The sequence below is a fragment of the Neoroseomonas marina genome (genome assembly GCF_012927745.1).
In the GTDB taxonomy this organism is placed as follows: domain Bacteria; phylum Pseudomonadota; class Alphaproteobacteria; order Acetobacterales; family Acetobacteraceae; genus Neoroseomonas; species Neoroseomonas marina.
In genome coordinates, this window is sequence record NZ_JABBKX010000002.1 from 350,164 (window position 1) to 370,278 (window position 20,115).

Annotated in this window: 21 protein-coding genes; 15 read left to right on the forward strand and 6 right to left on the reverse strand. The window is 72.8% G+C overall.

Annotated features, from left to right (window positions below):
* The first annotated feature begins 44 nt into the window (after positions 1-44).
* A complete protein-coding gene (locus GWK16_RS06940; RefSeq protein ID WP_170053220.1) occupies positions 45-455 on the forward strand; it encodes a DoxX family protein in 411 nt (136 codons plus the stop codon).
* 10 nt (positions 456-465) lie between these two features.
* On the opposite strand, the gene GWK16_RS06945 is transcribed toward GWK16_RS06940, so the two are convergent.
* Complete coding sequence (locus GWK16_RS06945; RefSeq protein WP_170053221.1) at positions 466-873, reverse strand: hypothetical protein; 408 nt, start codon at positions 871-873, stop codon at positions 466-468.
* A gap of 127 nt (positions 874-1,000) precedes the next feature.
* Here GWK16_RS06945 and hisF point away from each other — a divergent pair, with 127 nt between their 5' ends.
* The 3 genes from hisF to GWK16_RS06960 are packed head-to-tail and all read left to right on the forward strand — an operon-like array spanning position 1,001 to position 2,849.
* Positions 1,001-1,777, forward strand: a complete 777-nt coding sequence (gene hisF / locus GWK16_RS06950; RefSeq protein ID WP_170053222.1) for an imidazole glycerol phosphate synthase subunit HisF — start codon at positions 1,001-1,003, stop codon at positions 1,775-1,777.
* A 5-nt stretch (positions 1,778-1,782) separates the two neighbouring features.
* Positions 1,783-2,352, forward strand: coding sequence for a phosphoribosyl-ATP diphosphatase (locus GWK16_RS06955; RefSeq protein ID WP_248291206.1), 570 nt, complete (start codon positions 1,783-1,785; stop codon positions 2,350-2,352).
* On the forward strand, positions 2,349-2,849 hold the full coding sequence (locus GWK16_RS06960; RefSeq protein ID WP_248291207.1) for a GNAT family N-acetyltransferase: 501 nt from the start codon (positions 2,349-2,351) through the stop codon (positions 2,847-2,849). Before GWK16_RS06955 ends, GWK16_RS06960 begins: the two co-directional genes overlap by 4 nt.
* A gap of 41 nt (positions 2,850-2,890) precedes the next feature.
* Here GWK16_RS06960 and GWK16_RS06965 read toward each other — a convergent pair whose 3' ends face one another.
* Positions 2,891-4,174 (reverse strand): glycosyltransferase, encoded by a 1,284-nt coding sequence (locus GWK16_RS06965; protein WP_170053223.1) that lies wholly within the window; start codon positions 4,172-4,174, stop codon positions 2,891-2,893.
* Positions 4,167-4,778 (reverse strand): TetR/AcrR family transcriptional regulator, encoded by a 612-nt coding sequence (locus GWK16_RS06970; protein ID WP_170053224.1) that lies wholly within the window; start codon positions 4,776-4,778, stop codon positions 4,167-4,169. The genes GWK16_RS06965 and GWK16_RS06970 overlap by 8 nt, the downstream gene beginning before the upstream one ends.
* Positions 4,779-4,911: 133 nt before the next feature.
* Here GWK16_RS06970 and GWK16_RS06975 point away from each other — a divergent pair, with 133 nt between their 5' ends.
* Positions 4,912-5,298 carry a histidine triad nucleotide-binding protein gene (locus tag GWK16_RS06975; RefSeq protein ID WP_170053225.1) on the forward strand — a complete coding sequence of 129 codons (387 nt, stop codon included), beginning with the start codon at positions 4,912-4,914 and terminating at the stop codon, positions 5,296-5,298.
* A gap of 54 nt (positions 5,299-5,352) precedes the next feature.
* Here the strand turns inward: GWK16_RS06975 and trpS are convergent, their stop codons facing one another.
* Entirely contained in the window at positions 5,353-6,354 is a 1,002-nt protein-coding gene (gene trpS / locus GWK16_RS06980; protein ID WP_170053226.1) for a tryptophan--tRNA ligase, read from the reverse strand.
* Between the two features lie 154 nt (positions 6,355-6,508).
* Here trpS and GWK16_RS06985 point away from each other — a divergent pair, with 154 nt between their 5' ends.
* Genes GWK16_RS06985 through GWK16_RS06995 form a run of 3 tightly spaced genes read left to right on the forward strand, consistent with a single transcriptional unit; the run spans position 6,509 to position 8,820 of the window.
* Positions 6,509-6,664, forward strand: a complete 156-nt coding sequence (locus GWK16_RS06985; protein ID WP_168041682.1) for a hypothetical protein — start codon at positions 6,509-6,511, stop codon at positions 6,662-6,664.
* A gap of 31 nt (positions 6,665-6,695) precedes the next feature.
* Positions 6,696-7,139: an Rrf2 family transcriptional regulator gene (locus GWK16_RS06990; RefSeq protein WP_170053227.1), complete on the forward strand. Its 444-nt coding sequence runs from the start codon at positions 6,696-6,698 to the stop codon at positions 7,137-7,139.
* 16 nt (positions 7,140-7,155) lie between these two features.
* Entirely contained in the window at positions 7,156-8,820 is a 1,665-nt protein-coding gene (locus GWK16_RS06995) for a SulP family inorganic anion transporter (RefSeq protein WP_170053228.1), read from the forward strand.
* 1 nt (position 8,821) lies between these two features.
* Here the strand turns inward: GWK16_RS06995 and GWK16_RS07000 are convergent, their stop codons facing one another.
* A complete protein-coding gene (locus tag GWK16_RS07000) occupies positions 8,822-9,496 on the reverse strand; it encodes a YggS family pyridoxal phosphate-dependent enzyme (protein ID WP_170053229.1) in 675 nt (224 codons plus the stop codon).
* A 209-nt stretch (positions 9,497-9,705) separates the two neighbouring features.
* On the opposite strand from GWK16_RS07000, the gene GWK16_RS07005 reads away from it, so the two are divergent.
* From GWK16_RS07005 to GWK16_RS07020, 4 genes are all read left to right on the forward strand, one after another.
* Entirely contained in the window at positions 9,706-11,742 is a 2,037-nt protein-coding gene (locus GWK16_RS07005) for a tetratricopeptide repeat protein (RefSeq protein WP_170053230.1), read from the forward strand.
* A 9-nt stretch (positions 11,743-11,751) separates the two neighbouring features.
* Positions 11,752-12,408 (forward strand): thiamine phosphate synthase, encoded by a 657-nt coding sequence (locus GWK16_RS07010; RefSeq protein WP_170053231.1) that lies wholly within the window; start codon positions 11,752-11,754, stop codon positions 12,406-12,408.
* A 172-nt stretch (positions 12,409-12,580) separates the two neighbouring features.
* A complete protein-coding gene (locus tag GWK16_RS07015) occupies positions 12,581-14,017 on the forward strand; it encodes a porin (protein WP_170053232.1) in 1,437 nt (478 codons plus the stop codon).
* Positions 14,018-14,132: 115 nt separating this feature from the next.
* A complete protein-coding gene (locus GWK16_RS07020; RefSeq protein ID WP_170053233.1) occupies positions 14,133-14,693 on the forward strand; it encodes a DUF3576 domain-containing protein in 561 nt (186 codons plus the stop codon).
* Between the two features lie 102 nt (positions 14,694-14,795).
* Here GWK16_RS07020 and GWK16_RS07025 read toward each other — a convergent pair whose 3' ends face one another.
* On the reverse strand, positions 14,796-15,917 hold the full coding sequence (locus GWK16_RS07025) for an alpha/beta hydrolase (RefSeq protein ID WP_170053234.1): 1,122 nt from the start codon (positions 15,915-15,917) through the stop codon (positions 14,796-14,798).
* Positions 15,918-15,963: 46 nt separating this feature from the next.
* Here GWK16_RS07025 and leuS point away from each other — a divergent pair, with 46 nt between their 5' ends.
* From leuS to holA, 3 genes are read left to right on the forward strand one after another with little or no spacing between them, the layout of a single operon-like run.
* Positions 15,964-18,570, forward strand: a complete 2,607-nt coding sequence (gene leuS, locus GWK16_RS07030; RefSeq protein ID WP_170053235.1) for a leucine--tRNA ligase — start codon at positions 15,964-15,966, stop codon at positions 18,568-18,570.
* Positions 18,560-19,072 (forward strand): LPS assembly lipoprotein LptE, encoded by a 513-nt coding sequence (gene lptE / locus GWK16_RS07035; protein WP_170053236.1) that lies wholly within the window; start codon positions 18,560-18,562, stop codon positions 19,070-19,072. Before leuS ends, lptE begins: the two co-directional genes overlap by 11 nt.
* A 4-nt stretch (positions 19,073-19,076) precedes the next feature.
* The gene (gene holA / locus GWK16_RS07040; protein ID WP_170053237.1) at positions 19,077-20,102 is read left to right on the forward strand and encodes a DNA polymerase III subunit delta; all 1,026 of its coding nucleotides are present in this window, start codon (positions 19,077-19,079) and stop codon (positions 20,100-20,102) included.
* Positions 20,103-20,115 lie beyond the last annotated feature (13 nt).

The window sequence follows — 20,115 nt, forward strand, 5'->3', positions numbered from 1 at the left end:
CCTGACCGGTACCCCAGCGCATCGCACCCTGTCACGGAGCCTCCATGTCGCGTCTCGCCGCCTTCGTCCGGACCTTCCAGCCGCTCATGCTCAGCCTGCTCCGCATCATGGTCGGCCTGGTGCTGCTGCAATACGGGCTGAGCAAGCTGTTCGGCTTCCCCGCCGCCGCCCCAGGCGGGTCGGCCTTCCCCGGCCAGGTGGTCTTCTCCGGCGTGCTCGAGACGGTGGCGGGCGTGATGCTCGTGCTCGGCTTCTTCACCCGCCCGGCGGCCTTCATCATGGCCGGCTACATGGCCGTGGCCTATTTCTGGATCCACCAGCCGCGGGATTTCTTCCCCGCGCGCAACGGCGGCAACCTGTCGATCCTGTTCTGCTTCTGCTTCCTCTACCTGACCACGGCGGGGAGCGGCCCGCTCGGGCTCGACCGCATCCTCGGCCGCGGCGGAAAGGCCTGATCGTCGGTCGTCATTCCGAACTGCTGCTTCCGCCGGTGTCGGACGAACCGCCCCCGCTGTCCGAGGATCCGCTGCTGCTGCTGCCGTCGGACGACCCGCTTCCGCCGTCCGACCCGCCGCTGAACCAGGACGACCAGGCGGAGCCGCTTTCGGTCCGCTTCTCCTCCTGCGACATCACGACAAAGGCGGCCCCGGCCGCCGCCCCTGCGGACGCGTTGTTGCCCGAGGACGTGTCGCTCGACCCGTTGCTGTCCTCGCGGTCGTCGTCGCGCTCGTCCTGCCGCGACTGGCCGCGCCGGGCGAGCACCCGGTCATAGGCCGCGCGCTTGCGGGGGCCCCACCAGAAGCGGGGGCTGCCGCGCGCGATCTCCTCCTCGGTGAAGGTGAAGCCGTCCTCGACCACGCCATATCCGCGCATCTGACCCGCCCTCCGGGCACAAGGCTTTACTTGACCGGCGCATCATTCCGCCTCACTCGCTCCTGTTTCCAGTGTCGCGGCGCACATCGCGCCGAAGCGCGCACAAGCAGAAAGGTCATCCGGTCCGGTGCTCGCCCTCCGTGTCATCCCTTGCCTCGACGTGAAGGACGGCCGCGTCGTGAAGGGCGTGAACTTCGTCGAACTGCGCGATGCCGGCGACCCGGTGGAGCAGGCGCGCGCCTATGACGCCGAGGGCGCGGACGAGGTCACCTTCCTCGACATCACCGCCAGCCACGAGAACCGGGACACCATCCTCGACGTCGTCTCGCGCACGGCCGCCGAGGTCTTCATTCCGCTGACCGTCGGCGGCGGCGTGCGGAGCGTGGAGGATGCGCGGCGGCTGCTGCTGGCCGGCGCGGACAAGGTCTCGATCAATTCCGCCGCCGTCGCCGATCCCGACCTGGTGCGCCGCTGTGCCGAGGCCTTCGGCAGCCAGGCGATCGTCGTCGCCATCGACGCGCGGAAGAAGGCAACGGGCGAGGGCTGGGAAGTCTTCACCCATGGCGGCCGCCGCGGCACCGGCATCGACGCGGTGGAATGGGCGAAGCAGGTCCAGGCGCTCGGCGCCGGGGAGATCCTGCTGACCTCGATGGACCGCGACGGCACCAAGCAGGGCTTCGACCTGCCGCTGACGCGCGCGGTCCGCGCCGCGATCCGACTGCCCATCGTCGCCTCGGGCGGCGTTGGCGCACCGGGGCATTTCGTCGAAGGCGCGAAGGCCGGCGCGACCGGCCTGCTCGCCGCCAGCGTGTTCCATTACGGGGAATTCAGCATCGCCGACGCCAAGGCCGCGCTCGCCGCGGCGGGGCTGCCGGTGCGCCGGACCCTGAAGGCCGGGGAGTAGGGCGCATGGCCAAGGCAGAGAAGAAGAAGGTCGCCAAGAAGGCGCCGCCGAAGACGGCCGCGACCAAGAAGAAGGTCGCGGCCAAGAAGAAGGTGAAGGTGCCGGTGCCCGCGGTGGTGCGTGCCACCAAGGCCGCGGCCAAGGCAAAGCTGCCCAAGCCGGTGAAGAAGGCCGACAAGCGCCTGCTCGCCCCGCTGATGCCCTCGATCGAGGGCGCCGACGCCGCCATCCTCGATCGCCTGTGGCAGGTGGTGGAGGACCGGCGGAACGCGGGCGACACCATGGCCTCCCATTCGGCCCGCCTGATCGCCCGCGGCACCGCCAAGGTCGCGCAGAAGCTCGGCGAGGAAGCGGTAGAATGCGTGATCGAGGCCGCGACCGGCAATCGTTCGGCGACGGTGCTCGAGAGCGCGGACCTGCTCTATCACCTCGTCGTCGTCTGGGTGGATGCCGGCATCCGCCCGCTGGAGGTGTGGACTGAGCTCGCGCGGCGCCAGGGCATTTCCGGCATTGCCGAGAAGGCTGCCCGTCCGCAGGGCATCATCCGCGCGGCGGGGACCACGAAGCTGCCATGAGCATGGCGCTGCGTCCCGCGCGAGCGGAGGATGCGGCGGCGATCGACGCGCTGCTGCGCGCCGCCTTCGGCGGTGAGGCGGAAGCGCGTCTCGTGGGCCTGCTCCGTGCGGAAGGCGCGGTGGTCGCGGAACTCGTCGCGGAGCAGGCGGGCGTCATCCTCGGCCAGGTGATGTTCACCTGGGCGCCGGTCGGCGCGGCACGCGTGGCGGCACTGGCGCCACTGGCCGTCGCCGAGGTCGCGCGGCGCCAGGGCACCGGCGCTGCGCTGGTGCGCGAGGGGCTGGCGCGCTGTGCCGCGGCCGGGGCGACGGCGGCCCATGTGCTGGGTGAGCCCGCCTATTACGGCCGCTTCGGCTTCCGCGCCGCGCAAGGCATCACCGGCGCGCCATGGTGCGGCCACCCGGCCTTCCAGGTCCTGACGCTGGTCCCGGACGCACCGCCGCCGCAGGGTGAGGTGCGCTATGCGCAGGCCTTCGCCGCGCTGGGCGACGCGTAGGCCGAGCCCGGCCTCCGCGCCCAGGTCGGCGCCCCTTCCGGTCAGGCCGCGTGGCGGCAGGCCGGCCCGGTGACGAGTTCCTCGAGCGCCTCGACCAGCGCCGCTTCCCGCGTCGCGGCCGCGATGGCGGTGCCGAGGGCCGCGGCCGCCGCTGCGTAGCGCGGGTCGGCCAGCAGGACCGCGATCGCATCGCGCAGCGCCGGCACCGATGCATCCGACGCCAGGCGGATTCCGGCCCCGCGCGCAGCCACGCGGGCCGCGTTGTCATTCTGGTCGCGCCCCATCGGCAGGCAGAGCATCGGGCGGTGATGCGCCAGCGCGCGCAAGACGGTGCCGTGCCCGCAATGCGTCACGACCAGCGATGCCTCGCGCATCAGCGCATCGTGGGAAGCGCTGGCGACGACATGCGCATTGGCAGGGACACGCAGCGCGACGCCGTCCAGCGCCGGACCCAGGGTGACGACGGCGCGTACCGCCAGCGTTTCCGTCGCGTCGAGCAACCGCTGGATGGTCCCGACCTGGTCCTGGAAGGTCGTGCTCAACGCGACCAGCACCAGCGGCCGCGCGTCCGCCGCATCCCAGGGCGACGCCCATGCGGCCGCCCAGTCCGGCGCGTCGAGCAGCGGCCCGACATAGCGCAGCCCCTTCGGCAGCGCGGTCGCCGGAAAATCGAAGGCCGGGCTGGTGGCGAGCACGGTCATCCGCGCCCGCCGCATCTGGTCCGCGGCCTCGGCCAACGGGACGAGGCCATGGGTCGCGCGCGCGGCATTCAGCACCGGCAGCCGCTCATTCAGCATGTCGCGAAACCAGGCGGCGACGCCCGCGGCCATCGCATGCTCCTCGGGTGTCGTCGGCGGCAACAGGCCCGGCCCGAGAGGCGGGATGCCCTCGACCGGCAGGATGCTCACATTGCTGCCGAACATGGCGAAGGGCACGCCGGCTGCCTCCGCGCCGATCGGCGGGCCGTAGAGCAGGTCGCAGCAGAGCAGCGCATCGGCCGGCGCGCGGCGCAGTTCGGCGAGCGTATCCGCGGCATAGGCCGCGGCGGGGCCGATGGAGATGTGGTCGAGCAGCCGCAGCAGCCCGCCGCCGGGCTCGGTCGCCATCCAGTCCTGCATCGGGTCGCTCTCGGGCCGCCGGTCGGACCGGTTCGGCGCCGTGGTCCAGGGGCGGAAGGACGCGCCGGCGGCTTCCATCTCCGCGCGCAGGACCTCGTCGCCGAGGACGCGCACGGCGTGCCCGCGCGCGACCAGGCGCCTGATCATCCCGACGCAGGGCGGGACATTGCCGCCGCCTTCGAAGGTGGTGACGAGGAACTCAGCCATGGTGCTTGCTCCCTGCGGCGACGATCGCCGCGATGATGGCGGCGATCGCCGCTTCGGTGTCGGTGCGGCTGCGCCCGGCGTCGTGCCGGAGCAGCTTCCAGGCGTAGACGTCGGTGGCGACGACGAGCCGATCGGTCAGCGCCTCGCGCTCCGCCGGCGGGCAGGCGGCGAGCGTGTCCACGAAGGCGCGGCGGACCCAGTCGCGGTGCTCGCGCCGGCCGTAGTTGAGGAAGGGGACGAGGGCCGGGTGGCGGCCTTCCTGGGCGAGCAGCCGCAGGATCGTCTCCCCGCTTGCCTCGTAGTCGTCGGCCATGGCGCGGGCGATGGCCGCGGGCGTGGCCGGGCGCGGCAGCGCGCGGCGCAGCTCGACCTCCCGGCCGAAATGCTCGGACACCGCGGCGAGCAGGCCTTCCTTGCCACCGAACAGGCGGATCACGGTCTGGCGGGTGGTCCCGGCGGCGGCGGCGACGTCGTCGAGGGTGATCTCGTCCAGCCAGAGTCGTTCGAGCGCGGCCGCGAAGGCGGCGACGATGCGCCGCCGCGTCTCCTCGGTGGCGGCGGCGCGGGCGACCTGGCGATAGGGGCGGGCCGGGGTGGCGGGCATTCGTGCGACACGCTGTTATTCGAATAACGGAGAGTTATTCGAAAACAGGCGCCCGGTGCAAGCACCATCTTCATGGCCTTGCGCGTCGGCCGCGGAGGCGGAGGATGCGGGCCTCAACGCCCAGGAGACCGCCATGCCCGTGTCCGGCCTGCCCCCCTATGACGACGGCAACATCTTCGCGCGCATCCTGCGCGGCGAGATTCCGGCCAGGAAGGTCCATGAGGACGAGCACGCGCTCGCCTTCCACGACATCGCCCCTCAGGCGCCGGTGCATGTGCTGGTGATCCCGAAGGGGCGCTACGTCTCGGTCGCCGACTTCGCCGCGCAGGCGAGCCCGGAGGAGATCGCGGGCTTCTGGCGCGCGGTGGCCAAGGTGGCGAAGGACCTCGGGCTCGAGCAGCCGGGGTATCGCGTGCTGATGAACATGGGCGCGCATGGCGGGCAGGAAGTGCCGCACTACCATGTGCACCTGTTCGGTGGCCGGTCGCTCGGGCGGATGGTGCCGCAGGCCGGGGATTGACCGCCGGCGCCGTTCCCCGGTCGGGTCGGAGGAGGGGCCATGCCCCTCCCCGGCTCAGGCGCGGGGCAGGAAGCCCACGATCTCCCGCGCCTTCGTCACGATCGGTTCGGCCATCGCGTTCGCACGTTCTGCGCCGAGCCGCAGCGCGGCGTCCAGCGCGCCCTGATCCTCGAGCAGCCGCTTCAGTTCCGCCTGGATCGGAGCGAGGTGATCGACCAGCGCCTCGGTCAGCGTGTTCTTGAACTGGCCGAAGCCCTGCCCGCCATGCTCGCGCAGCACGTTCTCCGGCAGCGTGCCGGTGACGGCGGCGAGGATGCCGACCAGGTTGCGCGCCTCCGGCCGGCCTTCCAGGCCCGCCAGATGGTCCGGCAGCGGCTCGGGGTCGGTCTTGGCGCGCTTGATCTTCTGCGCGATCGAATCCGCATCGTCGTTCAGGTTGATGCGCGACTGGTCCGAGGGATCGGACTTCGACATCTTCTTCGTGCCGTCGCGCAGCGACATGACGCGCGCGGCGACGCCCTGGATCAGCGGCTCGATGTTGGGGAAGAAGTCCACGCCGTAGTCGTGGTTGAACTTCTGCGCGATGTCGTTCGCGAGCTCGAGGTGCTGCTTCTGATCCTCGCCCACCGGCACCTTGGTCGCGTGGTAGGCGTGGATGTCGGCCGCCATCAGGTTCGGATAGACGTAGAGGCCCGAGGACGCCGCCTCGCGGTCCTTGCCCGCCTTGTCCTTGAACTGCGTCATGCGGTTCAGCCAGCCGAGCCGCGCGACGCAGTTGAAGATCCAGGCGAGCTCCGCATGGGCGCGCACATGCGACTGCACGAACAGCGTGCAGCGCTTCGGATCGAGCCCGCAGGCGATCAGCGTCGCGGCCATTTCCCGCGTCTGCCGCCGCAGGTCGGCCGGGTCCTGCCAGACCGTGATCGCGTGCAGGTCGACGACGCAATAGATCGCCTCGTGCTGGTCCTGCAGCGGCACCCAGTTGCGGATGGCGCCGAGATAGTTGCCGAGGGTGGGCACGCCCGAGGGCTGGATGCCGGAAAAGACGCGGGTCATCGGGAAAGGCACCGTTTCAATGGCTGCTGCGCGTGATCCCGCCTGCGGGCGGGCGCGTCAAGGCGGCGGGTGACGTAAAAGAAAGATTCAAAATCTTGCTTTTACCACGCCGGAGGTCCAGGGTGCGCCCACACCCTGCATGGGAAGCACGGCGATGACGGCCCTGACCAAGGCGTTCCTCCTGCCCGGCGAGATCGTGAGCGACCTGCTCGGCGCGGGCGCGAGCGACGACCGGATGATGATCCGCACCCTGGTGAACATGCTGGTGTGGAACCTCGTCGTGGTGCTGATCGTGGTGATGGTCTACTGACCGCGCCTGCCCCGACCCCAGCCCGGCCGCGATGCAGCTCACCGCCTTCACCGACTACACGCTGCGCACGCTGATCTACCTCGCGATCGAGGAAGGCCGGCGCGCGACCATCGCCGAGATCGCGGACGCCTACGGCATCGCGGAGAACCACCTGACCAAGGTGGTGCTGCTGCTCGGCCAGGCCGGCGACGTCGAGACGCTGCGCGGCCGCAATGGCGGGCTGCGGCTGGCGCGGCCGGCGAGCGAGATCAGCATCGGCGTGGTGGTGCGGCGGACCGAACCGGGCCTCGCGCTCGCCCCCTGCCTCGGCACCGGGAACTGCGTCATCACCCCCGCCTGCGGCCTGCGCCCCGTGCTGGCCGAGGCGCTCGACGCCTTCCTCGCCGTGCTGGACCGATACACGCTGGCGGACCTGGTGGGCCGCTCGCGCGGCGGCCTCGCGCGGCTCCTGGGCCTGCCCGCCCCGGCGGCATAGCGGTCGCGATTTCTGCTTGGCCGACGCGGCGGCCCCGGCGGAGGATGCCGCCATGGTGCTGCCCGGCTGGATAAGGAGCGTCACCGGCGCCACGCTGCGCGCGGATCTCGTCGCGGGGCTGATGCTCGCGGCCTACATGGTGCCCGCGGCGCTGGCGGATGCGGCGATCGCCGGGTTGCCGCCGCAGGCCGGGCTGCATGCCTGCATCTTCGCCGGCGCCGTCTTCTGGCTGTTCAGCGGGTCGAGCCGCACGGTCGTCACGGTCACCACCGGATTGTCGCTGCTGCTCGGCCAGACGGTCGCGGAGATGTCCGGCGGCGATCCGGCGCGCCATGCCGCGCTGATCGCGGCGGCGACGCTCTGGGCCGGGGCCTTCGCCGCGCTGGGCTGGGCGCTGGGTGCGGGGGTGCTGGCGCGCTTCGTCTCCGATACGGTGATGCTCGGCTTCAAATGCGGCCTCGCGCTGCATCTGGCGGCGGCGCAGCTGCCGAAGCTGCTCGGCTTCGCCGGGCATGGCGAGGACTTCTTCGCCCGCGTCGTCCACCTCGTCCTGCATGTGGGGGAGACGAACCGCGCCTCGCTCCTGATCGGCTCCGTGGCGCTGGCGGGGCTGCTGGTCGGCAAGGCGCTGGCGCCGACGCGGCCGGTCGCGCTCATCGTGGTGGTGGCGGGGATCCTGGCGGGCGCGGTGCTCGACCTCGCGCCGCACGGGGTCAGCCTGGTGGGCACGGTGCCACGGGGGCTGCCGATGCCCGGGCTCCCCGATGTCTCGCGCGCGGACCTGCGGGACACGCTGCCGGTCGGCCTCGCCTGCTTCCTGCTCGCGATCGTCGAGACCTCGGCGGTGGCGCGGATGTTCGCGCGGCGGGAGGGGCAGCGCTACGACGCCGGGCGCGACATGCTGGCGCTGGCGGCGGCGAACCTCGCGGCCGGGCTCGGGCGCGGCCTCGCGGTCAGCGGCGGGTCCTCGCAATCGGTGGTGAACGAGGAGGCCGGAGCGCGCACGCCACTCTCGGGGCTCTTCGCCGCCGGCGCGCTGCTGGTGGTGGCGGTGTCGCTGACCGGGCTGCTCGCGACGCTGCCGCAGCCGGTGCTGGCGGCGATGGTCCTCGCCGCGGTGACGGGGCTGATCGACATCAAGGGGCTGGTGCGGGCCTGGCGGTTCCGGCACTCGGAAGGGCTGGTCGCGCTCGCCGCGCTCGGCGGCGTGCTGGCGGCGGGGCTGCTGCAGGGCGTGCTGATCGGCGCGACGCTGTCGGTGGTGCTGATGCTGCGCTCGGCGCTGCGCCCGGCGGTCGCCGAGCTCGGCCGCGTGCCGGGCACCGACGTCTTCGCCGACCTGGCGCACCGCCCGGATGCCCTCCGCCAGCCCGGCGTCCTCGTGCTGCGGTGTCGTTCCGCCGTGCTCTACATGAATGCCGAGCACGTCATGGACGCGACGCAGGCGCTGCTCGCCGCGCGGCCCGATCCGGTGCACCGCGTCGTCTTCGACATGACCGCGGTCACCGCGATCGATCTGCCGGGGGCGGAGATGTTCCTCGAATTGCGCCGCGCGCTGGCGGACCGCGGCATCGCGCTGGTCCTGGCCGGGCTGCGCGACACCGAGGCCGCGACACTCGCCCAGGCGGGCTACGATGGCGGGCTCGAACCCCATCGCGGGGTGGCGGAGGTCCTGGTCTGACTCAGGCCGGCGCGGGGCGGTGGCCGAAGATCGCGGTGCCGACGCGCACCAGCGTGGCACCTTCCTCGATGGCGATCTCGAAATCCGCGCTCATGCCCATCGAGACGACGGGCAGGCCGTGCTTCGCCGCGAGGTCGCGCAGCCAGGCGAAATGCGGCCGCGGGTCCTGGTCCACGGGCGGGATGCACATGAGCCCGGTGACCGGCAGGCCGTACTCGTCGCGCGCGGCGCGGATGAAGGCGTCAGCCTCGGCGCGGGAGACGCCGGATTTCTGGCTCTCGTCGCCGGTGTTGACCTGCACCAGGCAATCGGGGCGGCGGCCTTCCTTCGCCATGGCCTCGGCGATGGCGGCGGCGAGCTTCGGGCGGTCGATGGTCTCGATGACGTCGGCGACGCGCACGGCGTCGCGCGCCTTGTTGGTCTGCAGCCCGCCGATGATGTGCAGCCGCATCGCCGGATGCGCGGCGCGCAGGCCGGGGAACTTCGCCTGGGCTTCCTGGACGCGGTTTTCCCCGAAGACCAGCTGCCCGGCGGCCAGCGCCTCGACCACCGCCTCCTGCGGATGGGTCTTGGACACGGCGACGAGGGTGACGGAGCCGGCGGGACGCCCGGCGCGGGCGCAGGCGGCGTCGATGCGGGCACGGATGGCGGCGAGGTTGGCAACGATGTCGGACATGGCGCGGAAGGTAGTGGATTTCGTGACGGGCGGCACCGGCCCGCACCCCCACCCGGCCACCCATCCAGGATACTGTCGTTGGGTGGCCGGGTGGGGGTGCGGGCCGGTGCCGCCAACGCTAAAGCCTCCGCCTTGCCCGGCGCGGCGGCGCCACGCTAGAGCAACCGCCCCGAAGGCTGCGCCTTCCCCTCCGTTCCAGGATCAGACCGGTGAGCGAAGCCGCCGAACATCTCCGCGCCGCCGAGGCCGCCTTCCGCGCCGGCCGCGGCCCTGAGGCCGAGCAGGCGCTGCGCGCCGCGATGCGCGCCGCGCCGCTGGAACCCGCGGTCCAGCACATGGGCGGGATGGGGTTGCTGCGGCTCGGGCGCCTGCCCGAAGCGCTGGCGCCGCTCGCCAGCGCCGCCGCCGAACCCGGTGCGCCGACCGCCTGGATCGTCGCCCACGGCAATGCCGAAGCCATGGCGGGCCATGGCGCGGAGGCCGAAGCCGCCTTCCGCCGCGTGCTCGAGCGCGAGCCGGCCAATCCGGTGGTGCTCCTGAACCTCGGCATACTGTTGACCGGCCGCGGCGCCTTCGAGGAGGCCCGCCAGGCGATCGAGGCCTCGCTCGCCGCGCGCCCGGGGCATCCGACCGCGCTGCTGGCGCTGGGCAACGTGCACGACAAGGCCGGCGATCCCTTCGCCGCCGCCGCCGCCTGGCGACAGGCCGTGGCGGCGAAGCCGGATTTCGCCGAGGCGCATGCCAATCTCGGCGGCGCGCTCGCCACGCTCGGCCAGGCGGCAGAAGCCGAGGCCACGCTGCGCCAGGCGCTGGCGCTGAATCCGGGTCTTGGTCTGGCGCGCCAGCGGCTCGGGGAATTGCTGCTCGCCGCCGGTCGCGCGGCGGAGGCCGAGGCCGAGCTGAAGCAGGTCACGGCGCGCGACCCGAGGGCGGGCGGGGCGCTGAACAGCCTCGGCCTCGCGCAGCGCGCGCAGGGGCGCCTGCCCGATGCGCTGGTGTCCTTCCGGTCCGCCATCGCCGCACAGCCCGACCTGGCCGAGGGTCATACCAACCTCGCCCTGCTGCTCGCCTGGCTGGGCGAGGCGCCGGCCGCGACCCAGGCGGCGGAACGGGCCGTCGCCCTGGCCCCGGCGGACGACCGCCCGCGGATCGCCGCCGCGGTGGCCGCCGCCGCGCGGGGCGACGTCCCCGCCGCGCAGGCCGCGTCGCGCGAAGCAGTGCGGTTGCAGCCCTTCACCGTCGTCCCGTCCCATGGCGCGACGGAAGCGACGGTGCTGGTGCTGCAGGCCCTGGGCGAGGGCCATTTCCAGCCGGCCCCGGGGGGGGCGAAGCTGCCCGAGGGGCACAACAACGCCTCGGACCACCTCGATCCGGCGCGCTTCGCGCGCGTGCATCTCTATGTCGATGCGCTCGAGGCCGATCCCGGCGTGCTCGACCGGCTGCCGCCCTGCGACGTGATCTACAATGCGATCACCGAGCCCGAGGGCATGAAGCGCGGGCTCGAGCTCGCGGCGATGGCGGTCGCGCGGCTCGGCCTGCCCGTCATCAATCCCCCGGCCGAGGTGCCCCGCGTCGCCCGCGACCTCGCCCCCGAGCTCTTCGCCGGCATCGAGGGGCTGGTGGTGCCGCGCACCGCCCGCGTCGCCGCTGCGCCGGACACGGCGGCCGCGGTGCGGGCTGCGATGCCCGCGGGCGGGCTCGCCTTCCCGCTCATCTCCCGTCCGGCCGGGACGCATACCGGCGAGGGGATGCTGCTGCTGGAGAAGGAGGAGGACCTCGCGCAACTGCCGGCGTCGACCGACCTCTTCCTCACCGAGTTCATCGACTACCGCGATGCCGACGGGCTGTATCGCAAGACCCGTCTTCTGGTGATCGGCGGGCGGGTCATGCCCGAGCATTGGGCGACGGCCGACCACTGGAACATCCACCATCGCAACTCCCGCGCCTGGATGGGCGCGCACCCCGAGGACCAGGCGCGCGAGCGCGACTACCTCGAGAACTTCGAGAAGCGGATCGGCCTGCCGCGCCTCGTGGCGCTGGGGGAGATGGCCGATCGTCTCGGCCTCGATTTCTTCGGCGTCGACGCGGCGCTGCTGCCCGACGACCGGCTGCTGGTCTTCGAGGCCAACCCGTCGATGCGCGCCATGTTCGCCGAGGCGAAGGAAGGCTTCGACTACCTGCTGCCGAACCTGGGGCGGATCTCGGCCGCCTTCTGCGACCTGGTGCTGCGCCGCGCGGGGCGCTGAGGGCGGGCCATGGGCCTGCCCGCGCCCATCGCGGCCGCGGCGCGCGCCTGCCGGCCGCCCGTGCGGCGCGGGCGGCGCCTGCCCGCGCTGTGGCTGTTCTCCGACCCGGTCCGCCTGCCCGACCCGCGCGACGCGGCGGCGGCGCTTCCGCGTGGGTCGGGGGTGGTCGCGCGCGGGGCGACGCGCAACGTCCTGGTCGGGCTGGCGCAGGTCGCGCGGCGCCGCGGTCTGGTGGTGCTGGTCGGCGGGGACGGACGGGCGGCGCTGGCGGTCGGCGGCGGCCTGCACCTGCCGGACCGGCATGGGGCGGCCGGGATCCTTCCGGTCCTGGCGGCGCGGCGCGGCGGGCGGCCGGGCGCGGTGCTGACCCTGGCGGCCCATGGCAGCGCGAGGGCCGCGGCGCGGGTGCGGCGCCTGCGGCCCGATGTCGTATTCCTCTCTCCGCTGTTCCCGACCGCGAGCCATCCGGGCGCCCCGGCCCTCGGACCCTTGCGCTGGCTGCGCGCGGCGGCGGCGCTGCGCCGCGCCGCGACGGCCGGCGTGGTGGCGCTGGGCGGCATCGGGGCGCGGACGGCGCGGCGTGTCCCGCGGCGGGCCGCGGGGGTCGCCGCGATCGGCGGGCTGGCGCAACAGGCTGTGTCCGCCTCGCCACAGTGTCTCAGGTAAGTCGCGGCGGCGGTCTCTGCGCCGTTGCCCCCCGGGTGAAGGCCGGGACATATTCGGCGCAGGCCACGACGCCGTCCTTCCGTCTTTCGTGGGGGAAGCGGCGGCGGACCTTGTCCGGGGGGGCAGGGCGGCCCAGGGAACTGCCGGTTCGCCGGCGATGAGGAGGACTAGAATGCGCAAGATTCTGCTGGGGACGACCGCTGTTGCCGGCGCCGCCCTGCTGGCGCCGGCGGCTTTCGCCCAGGCACCGGTGACGACGGCCCCGGGCAGCCTGGCCGGCAACAACCAGGTTGGCACGCAGGGCGTGACGGCTCCCTCGCCCGCCATCGCGGCGGCGAGCGGCCTTGCCGTCCGCATCGGCGGCTACTTCGACTTCTCCGCCGCCATGATCTACGACGACTGGGATCAGGCCCGGTCGCGCGTGCAGGGCGGTGCGGCCAACGGTGGCGCGGCGAACGCCCAGCGCCGTTCGCGCTATGACTTCCGCAACGACCTCGAGCTGTACATCTTCGTCGATGGCCGCGCTGCCAACGGCATGACCTACGGCGCGAACTTCGAGTTCCAGATGGACAACATGGGCGGCGCCGGCGCCGCCGGGTCCAACGGCTCGGGCTCGGGCGTCGACCTCGACGAGGCGTGGGGCTACATCTCCTTCCCGAACCTCGGCACGCTGCAGTTCGGTCAGCAGGACAACGCGGCCTCCCAGCTGCAGGTCCGCGCTCCGTCGGCCGGCCTGGTCGGCACGGACGGCGACTGGTACGACTTCATCGTGACCGCCGGCCTGTTCTCGGGCGCGTACATCGCCTCGGGCATCAACGACGGCAACGACGCGACGAAGGTGATCTACCTCTCGCCGCAGTTCGCGGGCTTCGACTTCGGCCTGTCCTACGCGCAGAACTCCTACGAGGGCGAGCGCCAGGACCAGCCGACCTCGACCCTGGCGCAGCAGCGTGACCGCACCGCGCTCGAGAACGAGATGTCGGCGGCCCTGCGTTACCGCGGCACGTTCGGCCCGGTGGGCCTGAACGCCGGCCTCGGCGGCATGTGGGCCAACTCCGGCGCGCTGACCGGCACGGGCGCCCCGACGGGCGTTTCCCGCCAGCAGAACGTCACCGCCTACACGGCCGGCCTGACGGTGTCCGCCTACGGCTTCGCGGTCGGCGGCGAGTTCACCTGGGGCGCCTACAACGGTTCCTCGGTGGGCCGTGCGGCTCTGAACCCGGGCCTGGACGACAGCTACCACTGGGTTGTCGGCGCGACCTACACGATGGGCCCGCTGCTGATCGGTGCGAACTTCGCCCAGGGCGTGCAGGACAACGGCACCTGCCGCGTCGGCAGCGCCGGTCCGCTCTGCGCCGCTGGGGCCGCCGGTTCCATCCGCAGCCTGCCGGATCGTACGCACACCATCTGGGGCGTCGGCGCGGTCTACACGCTCGCTCCGGGCCTGGCGCTGTACACGATCTACCAGAACGTCAACGACGAGAACATTCCGACCTCCGCGCCGGGTGACGCTCGTTACGGCGGCAACGGGACCACGCTGGCGACCTTCAACGGCAGCAACACCCGTACGATCAACGTCGGCATGGTGGGCATCCGCCTCGCCTTCTGATCCTCGGATCGGTCGAGACTGCGGGGGCGGCAGGGGAAACCCTGCCGCCCTTCGCTTTTTCAGGGGCCACCCCCGGCTTTGCAGTGGCCCGCTTCCGGCGCTACAACCCGCGGCCATGACCGTTGCCCGCCCGCACCTCGCCCGGACCGCCCTGCTCGCCAGCGCCCTCATCGGGCTCCTCGCGGCCTGCAGTGGATCGGACAACATCCGAGACGTCGGACTGAACGAATACGCCGCCGGCAGCGGACGAGACCGCGTGCGCGGCCGTCTGACAGGGCAGGACGACGGCATCGTGCTGTTCGGCACCGCGCGCACGCCGCGCCCCGGCGAAGCCGATGCGGGCGGTGCCGGGCTCGGCGTCAACGCCTTCCTGTGGCGCGCGACGCTCGACACCCTGGCCTTCATGCCGCTCGCCTCGGCCGACCCCTTCGGTGGCGTCATCATCACCGACTGGTATTCGCCCCCGGGCGCCGGCAACGAGCGGTTCAAGGCGACCGCCTACGTCATGGGTCGCCAGCTGCGGTCCGACGGCGTACGCGTCTCGGTGTTCCGCCAGGTGCGGCAGGGCAACAACTGGGTCGACGCCATCGTCGCACCCTCGACCGGTGCCGAGCTCGAGGACCGTGTCCTGGTGCGGGCGCGCGAACTGCGCAGCCAGTCGGCCGGGGCGCGCTAAGCCCCCAGGCGCCTGGCCGGCCGGCGTCGCCGCCGGCCCAGCAATCCGATCCCTGCGTCCCCAGCGCGTCCGGTCCGAGGACGCGCCGCGACGGCGGGTGCCCTACCCCCCCGTGCAGGGCGCGCGGCGCAGGCCGCGGGCGGCGCCCGCCTCGGGGGCTTGGACCAGGGTCAGCAGGCAGGGGCCCTGGTTGCGCGTGAAGCGCCAGTCCGCGGCGCCGTTGTGGCCCTCCACGGGCAGGTCCGGGAACAGGGCCATGGTAGGCGCCCGCCGCGTGGCGGCGCGTTCCTCGATCAACCGGGCCCGTGCCGCCGGATCCGGGTCGAAGGGATCCTTCTCGAACAGCGCGACCGCGACCCGCGGCCCCTCGGCCGGCAGGGCGGCGAGGATGCGGCGGAAATCCTCGAGCGCGGCCGGCAGGTTGTTGGGCCGCGCGGCCTCCCCGTGCGAGCCGGGGGCGAAGGCCAGCACGGCATGGATGAGGTCCGGCCGCTCGGCCGCGGCCATGATCGACTGCCATCCGCCGCGCGACTGCCCCGCGAGCACGATGCGCCCGTAGCCGGCCTCCCGCAGCAGCGGCAGGGCCCGCAGCATGGCGGTCAGGGTGGTCGCGAGCGTGTCCTCCGCGGGATCGCGGTCGAAGCGGAACACGTCCCATCCGGCGTCGTTCAGCATGGCGATGGACCCGGGCACGGATGTGCCCCGCCGGTCCGCGGCGGGGCCGCCATAGCCGTGCGACCACAGCACCACGCCGGCCGCAGCGGCGGGACCGTGGCGGAACATCAGCGGCGCGGCGCGGAAGGGGCCGATCCGGGCCTCGACGGGGCGGAAGACGGCCCCGGGGTGTGTCGCGACCGCGCCGTCCAGCGCCAGGATGCGGCAGGTCGCGCCGGCACCGAGCGCGCGCGCCGCATCGGCGTCGCAGGCGGGCTGGAGGTCCCGGCGCGCCGCGGCGGCGTCGGCGCGCCCGGTGACGAAGCGCCAGGTCGATCGCCCGTCCGGCGTCGTCGCGAGGCCGAAGGCCGCGCCCGGCACGGCGCCGCGGTACTGCAGGGTGAAGCCCGTGACGGTGGACGCCCCGCGCGCCGGCCCGAGGCTCGCCACCGAGAACAGCGCGCGATAGGCCGCGAAGTCCGTGTTCGGGTCCTGCGCCCGGGCAGAGGCGGCCAGCGCGGTGAAAAGGGCCGCGAGACCTAGGAATCCGCCCCGCCAGCGCTTATGCATCCGTCTCTTCTCTCCGCTATGGCCAGGTACGAGACGCGCGCGCGCAATGAACGACATTCCCGCTACCCAGGACAAGGCTGCCCCCCGCTACGACTTCCGCGCCGCCGAGCCGCGCTGGCAGGCCGCGTGGGACGAACGCGCCTGCTTCGCGGTGCCCGACGTGCCGCCGGCCGAGGCGAAGAAATACTACGTGCTCGAGATGTTTCCCTACCCCTCGGGCAAGATCCACATGGGGCATGTGCGGAACTACACGCTGGGCGACGTGGTGGCGCGCTACAAGCGCGCCCGCGGGCACCTGGTGATGCACCCGATGGGCTGGGATGCCTTCGGCCTGCCGGCCGAGAACGCGGCGCGCGAGCGCGGCACGCATCCGGCCAAGTGGACCTACGCGAACATCGCCAACATGCGCGAGGAACTGAAGCGCATGGGCCTGTCGCTCGAATGGGCGCGGGAATTCGCCACCTGCGACCCGGAATACTACGGCCAGCAGCAGAAGCTGCTGCTCGACTTCTGGAAGGCGGGCCTGGTCGAGCGCAAGGAATCCTGGGTGAACTGGGACCCGGTGGACGGCACCGTGCTGGCGAACGAGCAGGTGATCGACGGGCGCGGCTGGCGCTCCGGCGCGCTGGTCGAGAAGAAGAAGCTCTCGCAGTGGTTCCTCGCCATCACGAAGTTCGCGCCCGACCTGCTGGACGCGCTGGGCGGCCTCGACCGCTGGCCCGAGCGCGTGAAGCTGATGCAGTCCAACTGGATCGGCCGCAGCGAGGGCGCACGGCTGAAGTTCGCGCTGACCGCGCCGGTCGACGGCATGGCGGATGTCGAGGTCTTCACGACGCGCCCGGACACGCTGTTCGGCATGTCCTTCCTCGCCGTCGCGGCGGAGCATCCGATCGCGGCCGCCGCGGCCGCGCGCGATGCCAAGGCGGCCGACTTCGTCGCCGAGTGCCGCAGCATGGGCACCTCGGAAGCCGTCATCGAGCAGGCCGAGAAGAAGGGCTTCGACACCGGCTTCCGCGTGAAGCATCCCTTCACCGGCCAGGAGTACCCGGTGTGGATCGCGAACTTCGTGCTGATGGAGTACGGCACGGGCGCGATCTTCGGCTGCCCGGCGCATGACCAGCGCGACCTCGACTTCGCGCGCAAGTATGGGCTGTCCGTAACGCCGGTGGTGCTGCCGAAGGGCGCCGATCCCGCGACCTTCGCCGTGGGCAACGAGGCCTTCACCGACGACGGCACGGCCTTCAACTCGGGCTTCCTCGACGGGCTCGACGTCGCGGCGTCGAAGCGGCGCGCGATCGAGGAACTGGAACGCCTCGGCGCCGGCACCGGCGTGGTGAACTGGCGCCTGCGCGACTGGGGCGTCTCCCGCCAGCGCTACTGGGGCTGCCCGATCCCCTTCATCCACTGCGACGATTGCGGCGTGCAGCCGGTCCCCGACGATCAGCTGCCGGTGCGCCTGCCGGACGACGTGGATTTCGCGAAGCCGGGCAACCCGCTCGACAATCATCCGACCTGGAAGCACGTCGCCTGCCCGAACTGCGCCAAGCCCGCGCGGCGCGAGACGGACACCTGCGACACCTTCGTGGATTCGTCCTGGTACTTCGCGCGCTTCTGCTCGCCGCGCGCCGCCGTGCCGGTGACGAAGGGCGCGGTCGATGCCTGGCTGCCGGTGGACCAGTACATCGGCGGCATCGAGCACGCGATCCTGCACCTGCTCTATTCGCGCTTCTTCTCCCGCGCGATGAAGGAGACGGGGCACCTGTCCGTCGAGGAACCCTTCGCCGGCCTCTTCACCCAGGGAATGGTGCAGCACGAATCCTACAAGGGCGCGGACGGCCGCTGGCTCTACCCCGAGGAGGTCGAGTTCTCCCTCGCCACGGACGGCACGCGCACGGCGCATGTGAAGGGCGGCAACGAGCCCGTCACGATCGGCCGCGTCGAGGCGATGTCGAAGTCCAAGCGCAACACCGTCGATCCCGGCGCGATCATCGCGAAGTACGGGGCGGACACGGCGCGCTGGTTCATCCTGTCGGACAACCCACCCGACCGCGACATGGAGTGGACGGAATCCGGCGTCGCCGGCGCCTACCGCTTCACCCAGCGCGTCTTCCGCATGGTGGAAACGGCGCTGCCGTCCCTGCCGCCCGCCGGCACCGCGCCGGAGGCCGAGGGCCGCGCGCTGCGCCGCGCGACGCATCGCTGCATCGCGACGGTGACCGAGGCGCTGGAAACCTTCGCATTCAACGTCGCCGTCGCGCGGCTCTATGAGTTCGCCAATGCGATCGAGGCGGCGAAGGACGCACCGGGCGGAGCGCGGCGCGAGGCGCTCGAGATGCTCGCGCGCCTGTCCGCGCCGATGATGCCGCACCTCGCGGAGGAAGCCTGGTCGATGCTGCGTCCCGGCGATGCCTCGCTGGTCGCGGAGATGGCCTGGCCCGAGGCCGACCCCGCGCTGCTGGTGGCGGAGAGCGTGACGCTCGCCGTGCAGGTGCTGGGCAAGCTGCGGGCGACCATCGAAGTGCCGGTGGGGGCGAGCGAGGAGACGATCTTCGCCGCGGCGGAGGCCGAGGAGAACGTGCAGCGTGCGATCGCCGGCAAGCCGATCCGAAAGCGCATCCACGTGCCCGGCCGGGTGGTGAACCTTGTCGTCTAGGCGCGCGATCCTCGGCCTGCCGCTGCTCGCGCTGGCGGGCTGCGGCTTCCGGCCGATGTACGGGGATTCGCCCCGGGCCCTCGCGACGACCCGCGGGCTGGAGACGGTGCGCGTCGGCCTGATCCCGGAGCGCAACGGCCAGCTCATGCGCCGCCGGCTGGAAGAACGCCTCGGCACGGGCGGCGCGCTGGCGCAGTACGACCTGCGCGTCGGGCTCGGCTACGGCATCGAGCAGCAGGGCTTCCGCCGCGACGGATCGCCGAGCCGCGTGCGCATCACGGCGACGGCGCAGTGGTATCTCTACGACACGAACGTGCCGCCGCGGCTGGTCATGGCCGGCACGGAGCGGACCTTCGACGCCTACAACATTCCCGAGAACCAGTTCTTCGCGGCCGACGCGTCGCGGCAGGCGACGGAGCGGCGGCTCGTCGAGCAGCTGTCCGAGGACATCGTGCGGCGGCTCGCCGTGCGCTTCGAAGCCGGTCCGCCGCAGGCCGGCTGACGCGATGGCGAAGGTCGACGCGCGCCGGATCGCCGCCGTCCTGGCCGATCCCGGGCCCGCGCGCCTCGTCCTGATCTTCGGCGAGGATGGCGGTTTGGTGCGGGAACGCGGCGAGGCGCTGAGCCGCGCCGTCGCCGGCGACGATCCCTTCCGCCTGGTCGATATCCCGCGCGAACAGGCGGCCAAGGATGCCACCTTGCTGGCCGCGGAGGCCGCGACGCCGGCGCTGACCGGCGGCCGCCGGCTGGTCCGCGTGCGCGATGCCACGGACGGCCTTGCCAATGCGGCGAAGGCGGTGCTGGCGGGCAACGGCCCCGGCGTCGTGCTGCTGGAAGCCGGCTCGCTCGACGGCCGCAAGGGGCTGCGCGCGGCGCTGGAAAAGGCCGGACCCGAGGCCGCGGTGATCGCCTGCTATGCCGAGACCGGCCCCGCGCTCGAGGCATCCATCACGTCCCTGCTGCGCGAATTCGGCGTCGGCGCCGATCCGGCGGCCGTGTCCTGGATGGCCCAGCGGCTCGGCGAGGACCGGCTGGTGATGCGGCGCGAATGCGAGAAGCTCGCGCTCTATGTCGGCGCCGGCGGGCGCGCGACCGAGGAGGATGTGCTCGCCTCGCTCGCGGAGGGGTCGTCGCTCGACCTCGACGCGGCGCTGCTGGCAGCGACCGAGGGCGATGCGGCCCGCGCCGACCGGGCGCTGGACGCGGCCTTCGCCGAAGGGGCGGCGGCCGTGCAGGTGGTGCGCGGCGCGCTGCGTCATGTCCAGCGGCTGGAGGTCGCGGCCCTCGCCGTGGCCGACGGGGCCAGCGTCGCCGATGCCGTTGGCGGCTTGCGGCCGATGGTGTTCTTCAAGGCCCGCCCGGCCTTCGAACGGGCCGTGCGGCTGTGGAAGCCGGACATGCTGGCACGCGCCGGCACCGCCCTGCTGGAGGCGGAGCGTGCGACCAAGACGACCGGGACACCTGACGAAGCGGTGGCCCGTTCGGCGATCCTGGGGTTGGCGCGGGAGGCCGTCCGGGCGCGACGGGGCTGAGGGCCGGCCGGCG